This is a genomic window from Streptomyces broussonetiae (assembly GCF_009796285.1).
In the GTDB taxonomy this organism is placed as follows: domain Bacteria; phylum Actinomycetota; class Actinomycetes; order Streptomycetales; family Streptomycetaceae; genus Streptomyces; species Streptomyces broussonetiae.
The window spans coordinates 1532328-1549904 of record NZ_CP047020.1; the positions used below are offsets into that span (position 1 = coordinate 1532328).

Sequence of the window (17577 nt, forward strand, 5' to 3'; positions counted from 1 at the left end):
TGATCAGACCCCTCCCAGTCCACTGCCGCTGAGCCCCAGCGCGCTGAGCCGGCCCGTCGCGGCGGGACCTGCCAGCCGCTCCTTCTGTGCCAGGTACGCGAGGTACAGCTCGTACCCCCGGTTGGTCACCGGCAGGTCACTGACCGTCAGAACTCGCAATGTGATGTCCACTTGGGCTCTGATCGGGTTGAGGTCGACGTCGAACGCCTCCTCGGTGATCGAGAACTCCGTCAGCCTGACGGGCACCACCCGCTTGTTGCCCCACGTGAACAGCGTCAGCGGCGCCTCGACAGGGGTGACCTCCAACGTGCCTCGGGCGGCCAGCGCCTCGAGCTGCCGCAGGCTGGCGCTGGACGGGCTCACCAGCATCTCCAGCACGGCGAGCTGTGGGTGGATCCCGTTCGGCGCCGCCACATCCAACTGGTCGGTCGCGTCGATCTCCGCGGTCAGCTTCCACGTCTCGACCGCCGGCCCCTTGAGCCGCAACGCCTCCGTCCGGTCCCCGGACGACCCCGACGAGTTGTCGGCGCCGGATGCCTGCGGCGCGATACTGCGCTGGAGACTGTCGGGGTTGAACTGGAGGACGATGATTTGCTTGGGAGTTCCGCGTTGGGGGTCGATGATCACCAGCCCGGAACGGATAGGCTTCGGTATGTCTGCGTAGCCGCCAACCATGCGCTCCACCCCCTTCAAAGATCGCTCATCAGCCCAGGTTGTCCACGTCGAGTTCCGCATTGTGAAGAGCTCTGGTGATAACTCCGCTCATCTTCTGCAGCACACCGGGCTGACGCTCGGCCACCAGGTAATCGAAGACATGCAGAGGCACGATCACATCCATGTATTCATCACGCGTGTTCGAACGAATTTGCGGCACCCTATTGAACGGATTCGATACATCAGGACCCATATCCTGATACCCCCATCGACAGCTCAGCCTTTTCCGCAACGTCTCACCGTAGTACCGCACAGCCCCTTCAAGAAATTCAGAACCCGAGTCCGCCTCAAAATCCGACTCGTCCTGATACCGACGGAGAATCACCTCCTCGAGCAAATCGAGAGACTCCATGGAGAAATCGTAGCGAAACCCCTCCGGAAGGTAGCGCACCTTCCAACTCTCCAATCGGTCATCCATATCCGCGAGCCACCGATCGAGCCATTGACGGGCCGGCTCCGTCATGCTCTGGCGGTCCTCGCGCAGGTAGCGCTCTTCGATCTCGGCGTTGTTCATCGTTCCCCTCCGCGGGCTTCCACCTCACTCATCAACACGGCACTACCATAGCGGCAGCGTCCCTGGATAAGCGGTACCCCGTGCTCTCCAGTCGAGCACGCTGATCCCAGCCCGCTCGATCGCCTTCCTCCCCTTCGCTCGCGAACCAGGACCCGCTGCAAGCACATACGCAATACGCCATCCCTGAGCCTGCAGTTGTTTGAGGCGCTCCAGTTCGCTGAGATCGAGCTTGCCGGACTTCAATTCGTAGATAACCTTCTTCTCGAAGTTGATGATGTCCGGTTTGAGACGCACGCCGGTAGCCTTTTCCAGTAGATCCCGGGCCCCATACTGCTCGCGTGTCCCGTACACCCAACCATGCTCGGGTTTCAGGCCATGAGCATCGGCAAACAGGTTCTCAAAGACTGCTCCCTTGTTGGCGTTCCCCTGATTCGGTACGTATCGCTTCAGCCAATCGGCAAAGGGATCCGCCGCCTTCCCCTGCTTCGCCCTCTCAGCCAGGTACCGCTGCCACGACTGAGCGATGTGGTCCGCGGAGCCGGACTGGGCATCCGGATTCATGGCGGCCCGCACCATGTCACGCTGCGTCGGCTCCCGCGCTCCGCGCGCGTTCAGTCCTGGGTTCCGGTAGCCGTACCTTTCCTCGTCCACAGAGGGACCGCGGCCGCGACGCGTACGAGGGCGCGCATGCGAGCCCGCAACGAGCGGGGATCCCGGCGTGAGACCGGGGACGCCGTAGCGCTCCCGGATGTAATTCCTCAGTCTGGCGACGAGTTCTTCCTGCGCCCCATCGTGGAACAGAACCAACTCGGAACCAAGGGATGCCTCGATGCGCTCCTTCTCCTGACGCAGCCCCTCCGCGAAGTCACCGACTGGTTCATCGCCGCGGAAGCTGTTCCAACCACTGCTCACGCCACCCGAGATGCCCAGCGCCTGCTCCAGAAGCCCTTGGATCTCCGGACCCAACACGGTCCGCAGGCTCTCCTCCAGGCCGGAGCCGGCCTCACCCTCCGGATTGAGCACCGCCCTGATCGAGAAGCGTGGGCGGCCGGCCTCGCCAAGGCTGGTGAGGCGGTACCAGACCCGCATAGCCAGGAGGGTCGCCCGCATGACCGGCTGACGAACACCCTTGTCCAGCAGGCGGCTCACCTTGGGTCGGATTTGGGTGAGGGCGCGTTCCAGACGCGCCTCCTTCGCCTCCGGAGAGTTCTCCCGCTTCTGGCGCTCATCGCGATTCTGCTTGCGCTGCTCCTTGCGCTTGTTCCACCAGTCGCGGAGTTGATCGCGCTTGCGCTTGAAGCCGTTGTAGATCTTGTGAGCGCCCTTACGGATGGCGCGTCCGAGCTTGCTGTTCTTGAGTTTGCGGCCGAGGGCGCGAGCCGCGTTGCGGGCCTTGCTGAGGGCACCCTTGACGGCGCCCTTGGCCCGGTTGAGGACGCGGCCCACGCGGGAGACCGGGCGGCGCGGGCGCGAAGGCTCCTTCGGCTTCTCGGGCTCATGAGGCCTGGGCTCCTGCTCGTGCGGCTTCGTGGACTTGGGGTCCTCGTGCTCGCTCGGGCGCTTGGTCTCGGTGGGGTGGTCCTCGGGGCTGTGCGTCTGAGGGCGTGTCTCCTCGGGGCGGTGGGTCTGCGGATGCTCCGCCTCGGGGTGATGGGGCGTCACATGGGGCTCGCCCGGGCGCTCGTGGGGATGCTCTCCTAAGGGGGACTCGGCCGGCCTGCCGCGGGACGGGAAGCGTTCGCGGACGGAGGAGAGAGCGTTGCGCAGGCCCGTGCGGGCACGGTTGACGGTGGTGCCTACGGCCTTCTTCGCGCCCTTGCCCGCCTTCGCCAGGGCCTTCATGATCTTCTGGGCGAGGGACTTGAGTTTGGTGCCGACTGCCTTTCCGGCGGACTTGAGCTTGGAGAGGAGGTACTGGGTGACGAACTCCAGTAGGGCGACCACGCCCGCGGCGACCGCCTCAGCGAAGAGGCACGCCGCCGGACCCGCCTTCACCGCCTTCAGGAACGCGAAGAACTTGCCGAAAGCGGCGATGATCTTGCTGACGGTGCCCCAGGCGGCCATGAGGCCCTGAATGATCGTCAGGATGGCACCGGCCGCGGGCACGATCATCGAGATGACCTTCTCGATGATGATCTGCGCGAGCATCATCGGGAGGGCGGAGATGACGGCCTTCCAGGCCATCTGGCCGATCTTCTTGAGGGAGATGCAGCCCTTGACGAGGATGTTCAGGAGGGTGGACGTCAGGCCGACGATGGACTCGACCTTCTGGTCGAACCAGGCCTTCACCGCCGTCTTGACCGCGCCCCAGAGGTGGTGCTGGATGCCGTCCGTCGCCGCGGCGCCCATCTTGTGCAGCCAGCCGCCGGGGTCGGGGGCGATGTCCCCGATCAGCGCCGCGAGTTGACCGAGTGCGGCGATGGCCGCCTTGACGAAGTTGATCGCGGCTTCGACCGCCGCGCGCACCTGGTTGATGATGGCCTTGAGGGTGGCCTCGGCCAGCTTCAGCAGCGCGTTGAGGGCGGCTCCCAGCGCGTCGAGGAGCGTGTTGACCGCCGCCTTGAGCGTGTCGGCCAGGGCGTTGACTGCCGCGATCGCTCCGTCGCGCAACGCCTCGATGGCCTTGCGGAACTTGTCGCGCAACGCCGGAAAGGCGGCGAGCAGGACGTCGCAGATCTTGATCAGCGTATCCGCGACAGCCTTGATCAGGTCCACGGCAAGCTTGCGGCAGGTGTCGATGACCGAGTCCGCGAACTTCTTGAAGCCGTCGATGACGTCGTTGACCAGCTTGCGGAAGTAGTCGAAGATCTTGGTCACCGCGGACAGCAGCGCGTTGAAGGCGTCCTTGATCTTGGACGTGATCCAGCCGAACCAGCCCGAGGACTGGTGCTTCTTCTTGTCCTTCTCCTCCTGGGCCTTGTGCTGCGCCTGCTGACGGTTGTCCTGGATCTTCTTGTTGTCGCTGGTCTGCCGGTCCTTGACCTGCTTGTTGCTGTCGTCGCGCTTGGCGAGGATCTTCTGGTTGTTCTCCGTGTGCGACTGATCCGCCTGCTTGTCGGAGTCGGTGACCTGTTTGTCCTGCTCGGAGCGCCACTGGTCGCGCGCCTGCTTGGCCTGGACTCCTACCTCACCGCGCTTGTCGGTCTGCTTGCCGGCGTTGTCCGCCGTCGCCTTGTCGATGTCCGACTGGTTCTTCTTACGGGCGTCGGCCTGCTGCTGCATGTTCTTGGCCTGGGCGCTGCCGACCTGGCCCTGGCCCTGTCCGATCGCCTGCTTGATCTGCGGGCCGCGCTGCTGCTGGACGACGGTGGCCTCGCCGGGCTTCAGCGGCTCGCCGCTCTTGCCCTGACCGCCGCCCTGGCCTCCCACGCCACCGGGCACATTGCCCTTGAGCGTCTCCTGGGGGACGTCCGGATAGATGTGGTCCTCGCCCAGCGGCTTGGCCGCGTCCTGGCGGCCGGTGTCCTGGATCTCGGACGTCTTGTCGTTGTACTTGCCGGCCTGCTGGTCCGTCAGCTGCGGGTCGGCGTCGCCGGTCAGCTGGACCTGGGGGGCCGGGCCGACGGTGACGTTCAGCCCGGGGTCGGTGGAGGGGACGTCGTTGACCGCGTCCTGCATGTTCTGGACGTCGTGGGCGTCGGCCTTGCCCGCGTCGGTGTCCGGGACGTTGGGGGTCTGGACCTGCTGAGCCGGGTTCTGGCCCTGGACCTGATTGCCGTCGGCCTTCTGCTGCTGCCCCTGCCCGGGCGGGGCCACCCGCTCCAGCTGGCCCGACACCTGCGGGGCCGCGGCCTGCTCGGGCGGCTTGCCCTGCAGGGTCTGCGGCGCGCCGGAAGGGCGCTGCGCGGTCGGCGGGGCGGCCTTGAGCCGGGCCTGCTGCCGGCCGATGGAGTGGTCCACCGCGCCATCGGCACCGTCGAGGACGGTGACCGTCTGGTCCGCCGGCACGCCGGCGGCCGTACCCAGGGCGGCCTGCGGGTCCTGGTTGGAGACGTTGGGCGGGGCCGGGCTCTTCTGCTCCGGGGCGGCGCCGCCTCCGCCGCCACAACCGCCGCCGCTGCCTTCGGGCTTGTCGGCCTCGGTGCTGGGCTGCGGGGAGCCCGCGCAGGCGCCGCCGCCCGGTTCGAGCGAGGCGCCGGGGTCGGGCTGGGCGCCCAGGGTGCCCGGGGCATCGGACTGCTGGTCGGCGGGACCGAGGGCGGGGGACTTCGCGGCGGCACGGGCAGGAGCAGCGGCGGAGGGCGCGGCGCCCGGTCCCGCGACCGCACCCGAGGGCCCGGGGGCGCCGACCGGACCGGCTCCAGCTGCAGCAGGGCCGGCCGGGGCAGGTGCGTGGCCCGGGGTGGGCCCCGTGACGTGGCCCACCCCGTTCGGGGCGCCCGCCGGCTGGTGCGGGTGCAGTGCCGCGGCGGGCCGCGCGGAGGCGCGGGCGGAGGTCGGCTCGACCGGGGCCGGGGCGTGCTCGGCTGCCTGACGCTCGTTGTGCTCGGCGGTGCTCTCCTGCTGGGCAGAGGTGGCGGCGGCGCCCTCTTCGGTCTGCGGGCGCGTGGCCGACGAGCCGTCAACCGATGGGCCCGACTCGGGCTGTGGCTCGGCCTCCGGCTTCGCGGCCGGGGAGGCGTCGTCGGCAGGCTGGGAGTGCTCGGGGTCCGGACCGACCTCCTGCTCGACCGGCTTCTCGGTCTGCAGGTCACGCTCGGTGCGGTCTCCGGCCTCGTTCTCGGCGACGGGTCCCGGTAGCGGGGCCGACTGCGGAGTGCGACGCCCCGGAGCGGGAGGGGCCATCGCAGCGGGGGGCTCGGCGGGCTCGTCGTCCGCACGCTCGCTCTCGCGCGCCGCCTGGACCTGCTCCGCCTTGGTCGGGGGCGGGGCCGGGAAGCTGGGGACCTCGGCGGGGGCCGGGGCGGATCCGTCGGCGGGCAGCCGCAGCTGATCGGCCGTCGGAACGGAGGAGACGTCGAGGTCGGTGGAGGGCACGAAGTCCTCCGGCTTGAGCGCGGTCTCCGCCTCGCCGGTGGCGCCGGGCTGCTCTGCTCCGTGCGGACCGTCGACCTCGCTGTCGGCGCCCGGCTCCAGGCCCTCGGGCTGCTCCTGCTCGGGGTGTTCGCCGTTCTTCTCGTCGCCCTCGAGTACGCCGTGGCGGGCGAGCGAGCCATCGCGCTCCTCGGCGGTCCTGTCGACCTCCTCCGGGCGGACGGGGCCGGGCTGCGGGGTGGGCAGGTGGTCCGGATTGCGCGGCTTGCTGCCGGCGACGGGCTGCCTGCTCGCGGACTTCCGCTCGTGCTCCGGCGAGCCCTCGGCCTTCGCGGCGGCAGGCTTGTCCTTGGGGTCCTTGCTCTGTTCGGTCTTCTGCTGCTGGGCCTGTTGGTCCTTCTTGTCCTGCTGGTCCTGTTGGGCCTGCTGGTCCTTGCTGTTCTTGTCCTGGGCGTCCTTGCCGTCGGCCTGCTGCTGGACTTCGCTCTGGGCCTGGTCCCGGCCCGGCTGGGCTGCCTGCGCCTGGTCCCCGGTGGCGACGCCGGGCTGCGCGGAAGCGGACTGGCCGGCGGTCGTACCCTCGGGCGAGGAGTACTCCGAGGACGCGGATGCGTCGGCGGAGGCGCCACCGGAGCCGGACGAGGATGAAGTCCCGCCCTGTTGCCGGGAGTGCTGCTTTCCGCGTTTGTGCCGCCCGGAGGGCTTGCGCTTCTTCAGCTCCTCCTGGTGGTCGCGCTGCGGGTGCTTCTCCTCGTGCGGGTCGTGCTCGGGCCGCTGCCCATCCCGCTCCTCCCCCCGTTCCCGGGAGGAACCGTCCGGGTGCTGGCGCTCGCGTCGACGGCCCTCGGCCGAGTCGTCGCGGTACTCCTGCTCGGTCTCGTGGTGATCACGTTCCAGCACGTCGTCCTGGTCGTGCTCGGCCTCGGTCCGGTCGACCGTGTCCGTGACCGGAACGGGCGTGAGCGGGGTGTCCATGCCCTCGGGCAGGTGCGAGGTCTGCTCGGCGAGGGCGAGGACGCGCTGGTAGTCGGAGGACGGCAGCCGGAGTTCGAGTCTGGCGAGCACCGCCTGTTCCAGCTCCGGTGCGAAACGCACCAGTTGCCTGCGCACGCGCCCGGAGGAGTCGGTCGGGTCGCCGCGCAGGGAGCGCAGGATGCCGGCCGTCAGCCGGTCCACCAGGGTGGCCGGGTCCAGGCGCTCGCTGCGGAAACGGTCGGCGTCGAGGCGGGCGTAGCGGAGCCAGCCGGGGGTGGCGGAGGAGTCACGGGTCACCTCCGGCGTTGCCACGTCCGCGCCGCGCGCGCCCTGCTCGGCCTGCTGCTCGAGGGCGTCGGTGGGCAGGCTGACGCCGCCGAAGTCGCGGCCCGAGCGCAGCCGCCCGGGCTGGTCGGGCGCCTGGACGGTGTGCAGCAGCTCGTGCGAGAGCAGGCGCCGGCCGTCCTCGGTGCCGGGCTTGAAGGCTCCCTTGCGGAAGAAGATCTCCTGGCCGACGGTGACCGCGTCCGCGCCGACCAGCTCGGCCAGCTCCGCCGAGGCCTCGTCCGTGTGCACCCGCACCCGGCTGAAGTCGTGGCCCAGTCGGGCCTCCAGGTCCCGCCGGACGCTGGGGTCGAGGGGGTGCCCGGCGCCGCTGATGATCTCCTTGGGCGCGGGCAGCCGGGCGGAGCGCTGCGCCTTGCGGGCCTTCTCCTTGCGGTCGCTGCCGGACTGCCGACTCTGCGCGGGTGCGTGGGTGCTGTTGCTCATCGGCGCCTCCCACCACGGTCGGAGGCACCGCCGCCGGACAGGCCTGCGTGGACCGCGCGGGCGAGAGCCTCGCCCAGGCGGCGCGGGTTACCGGTGGCGGGCAGCTCGGGCAGCCCGGAGAGGAGGTCGAGTGCGCGGTCGCCGTCGGCGAGCAGCGCGGCCGGGACACCGCGCTCGCGGACCAGCCGTTCCAGCTCGCTGTGGAACGACTCCCGGACGCGGTCGGCGTCACGCGGGCCCAAGTCGAAGCCATCGAGGGTCAGTTCGCCGATGTCGATGCGGATCGCGGTCGGCGCGGCTGCGGCGGGCGCGGATACCTGTCCTCCGTCCACGGTCGCCTGGCGCACATCGTTCACGCCCTGTACGCCGCGCACGTCGTATCCGTCGCGTGCGCCGCGTACCCCGTATTCGTCCTGTGCGCCGTGTATGTCGTGTACGTCGTTCACACCCACCCGTCCACCTCCGAAGGCGTCAGGGAGCGTTCGAGCTTGAGGTACTCGGTGCGCGCCGCGGCGAGCATGTGCTCCATGCGCACCGGGCTGCCCGCCTCGGCGGCGAGGAAGGCACCCGCCAGCGCGATGTTGCGGATCGAGCCGCCCGCGACGGTGAGTTGGGCGAGTCGATCGGGGTCGAGTCCCTCCGTCGGCGTCCGCTCCGGGATGACGCGGCGCCAGATCTCGGCGCGCTCCGGCACGGACGGGAAGGGGAAGTCGACGACGAAGCGGATCCGCCGCATGAAGGCGTTGTCCAGGGCCTTCTTCATGTTGGTGGTCAGGACGGCCAGTCCGCGGTAGGCCTCCATGCGCATCAGGAGGTAGCTGACCTCCAGGTTGGCGTACCGGTCGTGGCTGTCCTTGACCTCGCTGCGCTTGCCGAAGAGGGAGTCGGCCTCGTCGAAGAGCAGCAGGGCACCGCCGCGCTCGGCCGCGTCGAAGACCCGCCGGAGGTTCTTCTCCGTCTCACCGATGTACTTGCTGACCACCTGCGAGAGGTCGATGACGAAGAGGTCGACGCCCAGCTCCCCCGCCATGACCTCGGCGGCCAGCGTCTTCCCGGTGCCGGATCCGCCCGCGAAGAGCGCGGTGACGCCGAGCCCTCGGCGCAGCACGCCCTCGAATCCCCACTCCTGGTGGACCGTGGCCCGACGGCGCACATGCGCGACGATCTCGCGGAGGATCGCACGCTGGCGTTCGGCGACGACCAGGTCGTGCCAGCCTGCGCGCGGCTCCACCCGGCGGCCGAGTTCGTCGAGGGCCATACGGGCCTCCACCAGACCGGCGCGCCAGGCCAGTTGGGTCGGATCGCTGCCCCCGTCTGCGGAGCCCGAGGAACGCCGGACCGACGTCGCCGCCGAGCGGATGACGTGTGCCGGCAGCGAGAACTGGGCGACCAGCCCGCGAAGCCCGCTCTCGGTGACATCGGGAAGGCCGCCCAACGCGGCGGTCCAGACGTCCAGTTGTTCCTCGGCGGACAGCGCCGGAACGCTCACCCGCTCGGCGCGGGCGCGAGCGGTCGCGGGACGCGGATCGTCGGCGGAGAGCACCAGCGGTACGGCGAGCCCGCCGGTCAGGGCGTCGACAGCGGCCGAGGTGTCCCGGGCGGACAGACCGGACGGCGCCTCGCCCAGCGAGACCGACGCACCGTCATTCGACTCCACCAGCAGGGCCGCGGGCAGCAGCACCGCCTCCCGCTGCCACAGCCGGGCGAGTCGGTCGCGCTCGCCGGGATCGGTCGGCAGGTCCTCGGCGGAGACCGCGTACAGGCTGAGCCCGGACTCGCGGGCCGCCGCGGCGGCGATCTCCCAGCGTGTCTGCCGGTCGGCCCCGACCAGCTCGACATGGGGCAGCGCGTCCAGCTCGGCCGCGGCCCAACTCACGGACACCTCATCCACGGTGCGCTCGTGCGCGGCCGGCAGGGCCTCCGCCGACGGGGTGATCCGCTTGAGCAGGCCGTGCAGGCGGACGTCCAGATAGTCGACACCGACCAGGAAGTGCAGGATCCGCTCGTCGATCCGCAGACGTGCGGCGGTGAGGGCCACCGTGCCGTCCCGGTCGTCGAGTTCGAGCAGCCGCCAGCGGCGCAGCGGTCCGACCGGGGCGAGTGCGCTCCAGTGCGTGTCGCCCAGGGCAGCCAGGGCGAGCGAGAAGGTCGGGTACGGCCGCGCCGGGTCACCGCCGGCCGCGGCGCAGCGGCTCGCGGTGGTGGAGTCCAGCTCGGCGGCGGCGGCAAGGACGAGGATGTCGCGCTCGAAGGGGCTCAGGCCGAAGCAGGAGCACAGGGTGCCCAGGGCGCTGCCGGGCTCCGGCTCGGGGCAGGCGGGCAGCTCGGACCGGGCGGTGGCGGTGGCCGTGCCGTCGCCGTCACGCCCGGACGCATGTGCGTCCAGCCGGGCCAGCACCGCCTCCACCGCCACCGCCAGCGTCTTGTGGTGCAGATCGCCGCCGCCCGGCACCTTCGCTCTCTCCCCTCCCATGGCCGTGACTCCGCTCCCGCTCAGCCGGCATCCGGCACCGCGTGCACGGTGCGGGTCTTCACGGGCTTGGGCTCGACCGGCGTCGAACGGCCGTCGATCAGCACGGCGATGCCCTGGTAGATGAGGGAGAGGGCGTAGGGGGTGTTGTTCTGGTAGAGCATCCCCCAGAGCTTGGAGGTGTCGTCGATGTCCAGCGCGGTGGGTGTGAAGCGCACCCGCTGCGGGGCGGCGGCCAGGTCGGTGCCCTGCAGGTAGGGCTGCTCGGCGGCGGCCTCGATCATCGCCTTGGACAGCACCGGGCTCTCGTGCAGGGTACGCACTACGCAGCCCAGCAGTCGCTGCGGGATCAGCTCTGCCTCCTCGCCGTAGAAACTGATCAGGTAGTGCAGGTCGAGGGCGGCCGAGGGCCGGGTGAGCACGGTGCCGTCGGCCGCGCGGGTGGGCGCGTCCGTGCTGCGCAGCGAGGCGTTGGGCGTCACCTGGTACAGGAAGATGGTGATGGTCGGCTCGGCCGGCGGGTCCGTGGGCGGCTTGCGCGCGGCGACGTCGACGGCAAACGGGATGTCGGGTGCCAGCGACTGCGCGATCTGCTGGCGCAGGGCCTCGGTGACCGTGGCGACGGCGAGCGTGTTGCTCATCGCTGAACCTCCCCTCGGGACAGGTACTTCTCCAGACTCAGGACGGGCGACTGCCGACCGGGCTGCTGTGCACGCTCACGCGGGCGTGCGGCAGCGTCGCCCCGCCGGCCCGCGGCGCGGACCTCGAGGCGGCCGATGCTGATGTGCACGGTGCGCTCCTGCGACCGTTGCCGCGCGTCGTCGCGGGCAGACCGGCGCCCGGCGGCGGCCTCGGCAGGCCGTGCCGCGGCCCGGGCGGGGACAGCGGTGGGGGGAGCTGCGGCCTCCCGACCGGCCGCGGCATCGATGTGACGCACCGTCAACTGGGTCGGCCGCCGTCCGGTGACCTGCGGTCGCCGTGTCGCATCACCACGCTCACCCTCTCCGGGGGCACGCGCCGCCGGCCGCGGAGCGGATTCGGTGACAGGCTGCGGGACAGCGGCGGCGGTCAGCACCCCACGCTGCGGAGCGGTCTGTTCACGCAGCACCAACGGCAGCTGCCGAACGGATGCCTGGAAAGACATCGGACGGTCTCGCGGTTCCGTCGCAACCGGCTTTCGGCGCAAGGCTGTTGACTCCGTCCGACCCGTGGACTCCGTGGACTCCCGGTCCTCGAAGTCCAATCCGAGCGGCTCGACACGCGTCCCGAGGGCGTCCAGCCGCTCGAACGGACCCGGCAGACGCGGGCGCACCCGCACCACACCGGCGTCCGCAGCGCCGCCCGCGCCACCGGTGGGCACGGCCGCCGGAGCGGCCCGCCCCACCAGGCGGTCGAAGTGGTCAGACATCCGCACACAGCTCCAGGTAGTAGCGGCGCCGCAGCGGGCTGAGCGCCAGGATCTCGGACTCGTTCCATCCGTAGTGGCCGGCGAGCAGATGGACGTCCTGCAGGGTGCCCCGCGCCCAGGCGTCCAGTTCGGCCCACAGGTACGAGGCGATGTCCAGCTCGGCGGTGGCCGCGTGACCGCAGGACGGACAGGCCAGGTTGAGCCGGACGTCGGCCCCCGGGTCGGCCTCGGCCGCGGCCCGGGCGACGCGCTGCCGCACATGCTCGGGCAGTGTGTCGACATCCACCTCGGTTCCAAGACGTTCGGCGTGCAGTACGCAACGGGCTGCCAGTTCGGCTCCGGCCTGCGCGGAAGGCGAGGCCTCGACCGCCGCCAGGTCTCCGGCCGTCGGCAGCCGGAACCGCACCGTCCAGCCGTCGGCCTCGACGGCCAGCGGGCCGTCCGCGACCTCGGCCGCCCCGGCGCCGACGACGTCCTGCACCCCGAGCGTGAACTCCATCTCCTCGGCACACTGACGGCACGTGACGCGCAACTCCAGCTGCTCCCCGAAGAGTTCACGGCGCAGCGCGAACAGATCGGCGTCGCGACGGCCGACCGGCACCGCGAGCAGTTCCTCGCTGCCCACGGTCGGCCGGGCGGCGGAGTGCAGCAGCAGGGCGCGCTGGGCGTAGCCCGCGACCTGCCCCGCCTCCCAGACCGCCAGCAGGGCCGCCGCGCCCACGGAGCGTTGCGAAATCACTGTCGGCTACGCGGGGTTGGTGTACGAGGGTTCCTGCGGCTCCGGAACCGCCCAGTCCCGGTCCCAGCCCTCGCACTCCAGCTTGAGGCTCTGAATGGCGACCGCGTTGGCGTTGGCGTCCATCTCGCCGAGCACCTGGTACTCGCTCGGCCAAGCCCGGAACACCTTGTGCGTGACGGCCACCTGGCCGGCCTCGTTGAGCACCTGGATGACCAGGTCCTTGCGGAAGTCGGCGAGCGAGACCTCGGAGCCCAGCCCGGCGCCGACCTGCCAGACCTTGTTGGCCCAGCGGTCGAACTCCGCATCGTGGGTGACTCCGCGCTCCAGGGTGATCGCCTCGAACTCGGTACGGCCCGGAGACTTGCGCGGCGAGCTGGGATCGCCGCCGTTGCGGTGCTTGACCACCTCGGTGGTCCGCTTCAACGGGCTGATCTTGCTGACGCCCGCGACCACTCGGCCGTCCCAGACCACCAGGAACTTGAAGTTCTTGTAGGGGTCGAATCGTTGCGGGTTGACGGTGAACTCGGCCATGAAAGCTGCTTCCTAACCCCTGAACCTATGCCTCGGACTGCCCGGCCATCTGCTCGATCTGGACGACCACGAACTCCGCGGGCTTCACCGGAGCGAAGCCGACCAGCACATTGACCACTCCGCGGTCGATGTCCGCCTGTGTGGTGGTCGAGCTGTCGCACTTGACGAAGTACGACGTGCGCGGGGTCGTCCCCTGGAACGCCCCCTGCTGGAAGAGCTTCTGCAGGAAGGCCTCGACGTTGAGCCGGATCTGCGACCACAGCCGCTCGTCGTTCGGCTCGAAGACCACCCACTGCAGCCCGCGGTAGAGGCTCTCCTCGATGAACAGCGCCAGGCGCCGCACCGGGACGTACTTCCACTCCGACTGCAGCGCGTCCGCACCCGCCAGGGTCCGTGCGCCCCAGACCACCGGGCCGACGACCGGGAAGCTCCGCGCGCAGTTCAGGCCCAGCGGGTTGAGCAGCCCGTTCTCCTTGTCGGTGAGCTTGACGCCCAGCGCCCGCACCCCGGAGAGCGGGGTCTCCGTCCCGGCCGGTGCCTTCCACACCCCGCGGGCGGCGTCGGTCCGGGCGTAGACCCCGGCGACGGTGCCGGACGGCGGGAAGGAGCGCAGTCGGCCGGTGAGCGGGTCGACCAGCTCCAACTGCGGGAAGTACAGCGCCGAATGGTCGCCGCGCACCGGATCGAAGGCGGACAGACCCGCCCGCGCCGCGTCCACGCTCGACCAGGTCTGCGGGGCGTCGGCGATGATGAAGAGCCGCTTCTCCTCGGCCAGCGCCTGCGCCGCGGACAGCACGGTGAGCTGGTCCTCGATGTCGGGGTAGGCCGAGATCTCGGGCAGCACCAGCAGGTTGACGTCCTGGACGTCGCGCAGCGCCTGGATGCCGCTCTTCTGCGACTCGCTGCCGATGAGGTCGGTCGGGCCGGGCGCACCCCCGTCCTCACCGCCGGCCAGTGCGAAGACCGGCGGATTGACGCCGGCCTCCAGGCCGAGGTTGTTGGCGGCCTCGCCGACGAAGCGCACCGTGTCGGCGGGGTCGGTGGAACCGGCCACGATCTGCAGGCGCTTGCCGAAGGCGGTGACCGTGGTCCCCGCGAAGACGCGCTTGCCAGGGGCGTCCGGCAGCGCGCGCAGCTTGCGCTCGAGCAGCAGGGCGAGATCGGTGACGGTCTGCGGGGCGTTGCCGTCCTGCTCGGCGTCGTAGATACGGAAGGTGCGCTGGGTCTCCCCGATCTTGACCTCGATCTGCTTCGTGAGGTCGGGCAGGGTGGCGGCAAAGGGCTTGGAGACGGTGCCCACCGGGTCAGGACGCTGCTCGGCGAGCACCTTCACCCGGATGGCGTCGGAGCCGTCGTTGACCGCGGTCTCGGCGAAGTTGGAGTCGCCTGCCTTGACCGACAGCCCGGAGAAGAACTCGTTGACGCCGCCGGTGATGTCGAAGACCCGGAGGTTGAAGGTGCTGTCCGGGGCGGTGGTGTCGTAGTCCACGGAAAGCCGCAGGCCCGCGCCCCAGGCGCCGGGCTGCTCGGCGGTGACCTCCAGGACCGGGGTCTCGGTGCTGCTCTCGGTCGAGTGCAGCGACACCGTCGCCGACTTGCCGGTGCCGGCCGCCACCGCACGGACGATGACGGCGACGGTGCCGCCGTTGACGAAGAACTGCTGCACGGCGTAGCTGACCGGGCTCTGCGGGTCGAGACCGCCGAACTGCCGCTCGTAGTCGGCGAAACTGGTGATGGTCACGGGCCGGTCGACCGGTCCCCGCCGGGTGCGCCCGACAAAGGCGGTGACCGAGGTGGTCACGGTACCGATCGTGCGGACGCTGCTGGGCAGCTCCTCTATGTAGACTCCGGGATAGGTCGGTGTCGTCGTCAATTCCCCCTCCATTCCCTAGTCGCACCCGGGGACACGAAGAAGGAGGAAAACGCGCGCGAACCGGCGGACGGCGCAGTGCGTGGTCGCCGCCGCCCAACGTGCGTGGAGTCACGACACGCGGGCACCGGAAAGGGCCGGTGAGGCCGTTACTGATTCCCCCGTCGCGGCCCCCGCGGAACCTGTACCGCGGAGGCGCTGCGCTGGTTGTGTATGAAGTCCCTGGTGCCTGAGTGCAGGTCGAGTTTCACGGTCCGATTGCGCGCCAGTCAAGGACCGCACCGGGTCAGTTCTGGTCATTCCCGCCCGGAAACAGGGATCTGCACGCTTCGCCCCAACCTCCTTCACAACTCACTTGGTGAACGATCAACTCCCTTTGAACCAAGGGGACTTGAGACGGTGTCTCAACCCCCCTCGGGGAGCTTGGTGTAGTCGATCGCGTGGCTGCCTGTGGCGGCGGTGGCTCCCGCGGGCGCGTAGGCCGGCGGCTTGGCCGCACCCAGGAACCAGCCCCAGCGGGCGCCGTAGCGCTGCTCCAGCACGCGGAAGACCGCGTAGTAGACCGTGCCGAAGCCGGTGGTGAGTGCGGAGTTCACGGTGGCGTTGTTCAGATGGATGCCCAGTCGGGCAGCCTGCAGCACGACGAAGGCCACCAGGTAGGGCACGAACGTGCGCCAAAGGGACAGGAGTATCTGGTACATGACGGTTCCTCAGTCTCTCCCGGCAGCAGGTCACTCGACGGCGAAGCCGTGCGCGTGACCGAGCCTGGTCAGCGAGTCCTTGCCGGGGATGCCATCGGCCATCATCCCGGTGTAGCCGTAGCGCTTCTGGAGCTGCGAGTAGGCGGTGACGGTCTTGGTGCCGAAGGAGCCGTCGACCCACTTGCGGTCGAGCAGGCTCTCTTCGGCCAGGGCGAGTTCGACGGTGAGGACGTGGTCCGGGTTGCTGGTGGCGCCCTGTGGGGCGCCCGGGTCGCGCCGTGCCGAGTCGACCACCTTGGCGTGCGCGACCGTGGCGAGCGGGATCGCACCGCGCAGCAGGGCACGCAGCGAACGTTCGCCGGGGACGCCGTCCGCGTCGGATCCGGAAAGCCCCCGACTATGCTGGAAATCCGCATAGTTGAGCGTGTCGGCATCCGTCCACTCGGGCCCGGGTCCGTCGTGATAGTGCTTGCCGAACCCGGCGCCGACCAGCGCCCGGCCGACCGCCGTGACGTGCATGCCCCTGGCCCCGAAGCCGTACTGCAGTCCGCCGAGGGTGACTTGACGGCGTGTCGGCTGATCCGGCTGTGGCTTGGGCTGCGGCTCGGGCTGCGGCGTGGGGCTGGTGCCCGAGCCCGACGGCCGCGGCGCCCCCTCGCGCACCCACGCGTAGAGCACGGGCCCGGGGCAGACGGTGGCGTACCCGTCCCGATGGCCCTTGATCTCCGGTCCGGCCGGGCCGTGCTTCTGGCAGTACTCGACCGCGTCCCGCAGACCGTTGAGCTGGTCCCAGGTGGGCGTGGTGGACCCCGAGGAGCCGACCAGTGCGCAGACCGCGTAGTGCGCCTCGTTGAGCGGCACGTTTCCGTTGGCGCTGTTGCGTCGCTTCAGCCCACGGCCTTCGAACACCACGCCGTGCTCACAGACCACGAAGCTGTAGCCGATGTCGGACCACTTGTCGAAGTCCATGTGCCCGCCCTGGATGCGGCGCACATACGCCGCGCAGGTGGAGTGCGGGCCGAAGGTGTAGGGCGTACCGAGGTAGTGGATCTTCACACCCTTGCGCGGCTCGTGGTACGGGATCGACCCGTTCGGCTCCCGCCAGGGGCGGGCGCCCCATTCCGCGCGGGAGACCAACTGAAGTCCCTGCCACGGGTGTGGGGGCGGCGTGGGATTCGGGCGGGGCTTGGGCTGCGGCTGTGGCTTGGTCGCCGTGGCGCCCGCCCACTCCCTCAGCTCCTGCATCGTGCCGTGGTACACGTCGATGTCCAGCGGCCGGTCGGTGTACTGATGGAACTTCCACGCGGCCCGGATCCTGGGGGCGCCCGGCTTGACGTAGTCCGCTATCCAGAGGAACTCACCCGCGTTGTCGTCGGTCCGGAACCAGTAGTCCTGACTGGTGTAGAGGCCGACCCGGTTGTCCGGATAGTGCCGCTTCACCGCCGCCAGCCACTGGTTCTTCACCTGGGTCGCGTGCGCGTCACTGACGTTCTGCCCGTAGGGCTCGAAGTCCAGCGCCAGCAGCTCGCCCTGCGGCACATGGCCGACCACCCTGCAGAAGTGGTCGATCTCGCCCTCCACCGGGTTCTCCGCGTGCAGGAAGTGGTAGTGCCCGACCACCAGTTTGCGGCGTCGAGCAACGGCCAACTTCTGCTTGTAACCGGCCTGTTCGGTGTGTGCCCCCTCGGTCGCCTTGATGAAGACGAAACCCGCGTCCCCCGGTATGCCCGACTGGAAGTCGGACACGTCGTATCCCTTGGCGAAAGCCATCGACAGTCCTCCCGTTACCCTGATCGCCGACACGCCTGGCCCCAGCGATGGTCCATGGGTAACTCCCAGTAAAACCGCACCCGGAGCGACCCGTCACGCGGCCCTCAGGACTTTCATCGGTTTTCATCGGTCGACCCGGA

At 70.0% G+C, this 17577-nt stretch carries 11 protein-coding genes; all 11 read right to left on the reverse strand.

The genetic code is table 11. The annotated features are described in order from the left end of the window. Positions 1-3 precede the first annotated feature (3 nt). On the reverse strand, positions 4-675 hold the full coding sequence (locus GQF42_RS07315) for a CIS tube protein (protein WP_158929875.1): 672 nt from the start codon (positions 673-675) through the stop codon (positions 4-6). A gap of 28 nt (positions 676-703) precedes the next feature. Beyond that, positions 704-1228 carry a hypothetical protein gene (locus tag GQF42_RS07320; protein WP_158918781.1) on the reverse strand — a complete coding sequence of 175 codons (525 nt, stop codon included), beginning with the start codon at positions 1226-1228 and terminating at the stop codon, positions 704-706. A 42-nt stretch (positions 1229-1270) separates the two neighbouring features. Beyond that, positions 1271-7948 carry an eCIS core domain-containing protein gene (locus GQF42_RS07325; RefSeq protein WP_158918783.1) on the reverse strand — a complete coding sequence of 2226 codons (6678 nt, stop codon included), beginning with the start codon at positions 7946-7948 and terminating at the stop codon, positions 1271-1273. Further along, a complete protein-coding gene (locus GQF42_RS45725; RefSeq protein ID WP_233273275.1) occupies positions 7945-8394 on the reverse strand; it encodes a hypothetical protein in 450 nt (149 codons plus the stop codon). Before GQF42_RS45725 ends, GQF42_RS07325 begins: the two co-directional genes overlap by 4 nt. Next, positions 8391-10421: an AAA family ATPase gene (locus GQF42_RS07335; protein ID WP_158918785.1), complete on the reverse strand. Its 2031-nt coding sequence runs from the start codon at positions 10419-10421 to the stop codon at positions 8391-8393. The genes GQF42_RS45725 and GQF42_RS07335 overlap by 4 nt, the downstream gene beginning before the upstream one ends. 20 nt (positions 10422-10441) lie before the next feature. Further along, positions 10442-11059: a DUF4255 domain-containing protein gene (locus tag GQF42_RS07340; protein ID WP_158918787.1), complete on the reverse strand. Its 618-nt coding sequence runs from the start codon at positions 11057-11059 to the stop codon at positions 10442-10444. Between the two features lie 759 nt (positions 11060-11818). Continuing rightward, complete coding sequence (locus GQF42_RS07345) at positions 11819-12547, reverse strand: T4 family baseplate hub assembly chaperone (RefSeq protein WP_233273276.1); 729 nt, start codon at positions 12545-12547, stop codon at positions 11819-11821. A gap of 24 nt (positions 12548-12571) precedes the next feature. Continuing rightward, on the reverse strand, positions 12572-13096 hold the full coding sequence (locus GQF42_RS07350) for a phage tail protein (protein ID WP_158918789.1): 525 nt from the start codon (positions 13094-13096) through the stop codon (positions 12572-12574). Positions 13097-13121: 25 nt separating this feature from the next. Continuing rightward, positions 13122-14969, reverse strand: coding sequence for a phage tail sheath family protein (locus GQF42_RS07355; RefSeq protein ID WP_233273277.1), 1848 nt, complete (start codon positions 14967-14969; stop codon positions 13122-13124). 401 nt (positions 14970-15370) lie between these two features. Next, a complete protein-coding gene (locus GQF42_RS07360) occupies positions 15371-15667 on the reverse strand; it encodes a hypothetical protein (protein WP_233273278.1) in 297 nt (98 codons plus the stop codon). Between the two features lie 30 nt (positions 15668-15697). Beyond that, positions 15698-17437 carry a peptidoglycan-binding protein gene (locus tag GQF42_RS07365; RefSeq protein ID WP_158918793.1) on the reverse strand — a complete coding sequence of 580 codons (1740 nt, stop codon included), beginning with the start codon at positions 17435-17437 and terminating at the stop codon, positions 15698-15700. Positions 17438-17577: the final 140 nt, after the last annotated feature.

Coding starts and splice junctions, on each gene's coding strand:
- GQF42_RS07315 (WP_158929875.1), bottom strand. CDS start 675: ATGGTTGGCGGCTACGCAGACATACCGAAGCCTATCCGTTCCGGGCTG.
- GQF42_RS07320 (WP_158918781.1), bottom strand. CDS start 1,228: ATGAACAACGCCGAGATCGAAGAGCGCTACCTGCGCGAGGACCGCCAG.
- GQF42_RS07325 (WP_158918783.1), bottom strand. CDS start 7,948: ATGAGCAACAGCACCCACGCACCCGCGCAGAGTCGGCAGTCCGGCAGC.
- GQF42_RS07335 (WP_158918785.1), bottom strand. CDS start 10,421: ATGGGAGGGGAGAGAGCGAAGGTGCCGGGCGGCGGCGATCTGCACCAC.
- GQF42_RS07340 (WP_158918787.1), bottom strand. CDS start 11,059: ATGAGCAACACGCTCGCCGTCGCCACGGTCACCGAGGCCCTGCGCCAG.
- GQF42_RS07350 (WP_158918789.1), bottom strand. CDS start 13,096: ATGGCCGAGTTCACCGTCAACCCGCAACGATTCGACCCCTACAAGAAC.
- GQF42_RS07360 (WP_233273278.1), bottom strand. CDS start 15,667: ATGTACCAGATACTCCTGTCCCTTTGGCGCACGTTCGTGCCCTACCTG.
- GQF42_RS07365 (WP_158918793.1), bottom strand. CDS start 17,437: ATGGCTTTCGCCAAGGGATACGACGTGTCCGACTTCCAGTCGGGCATA.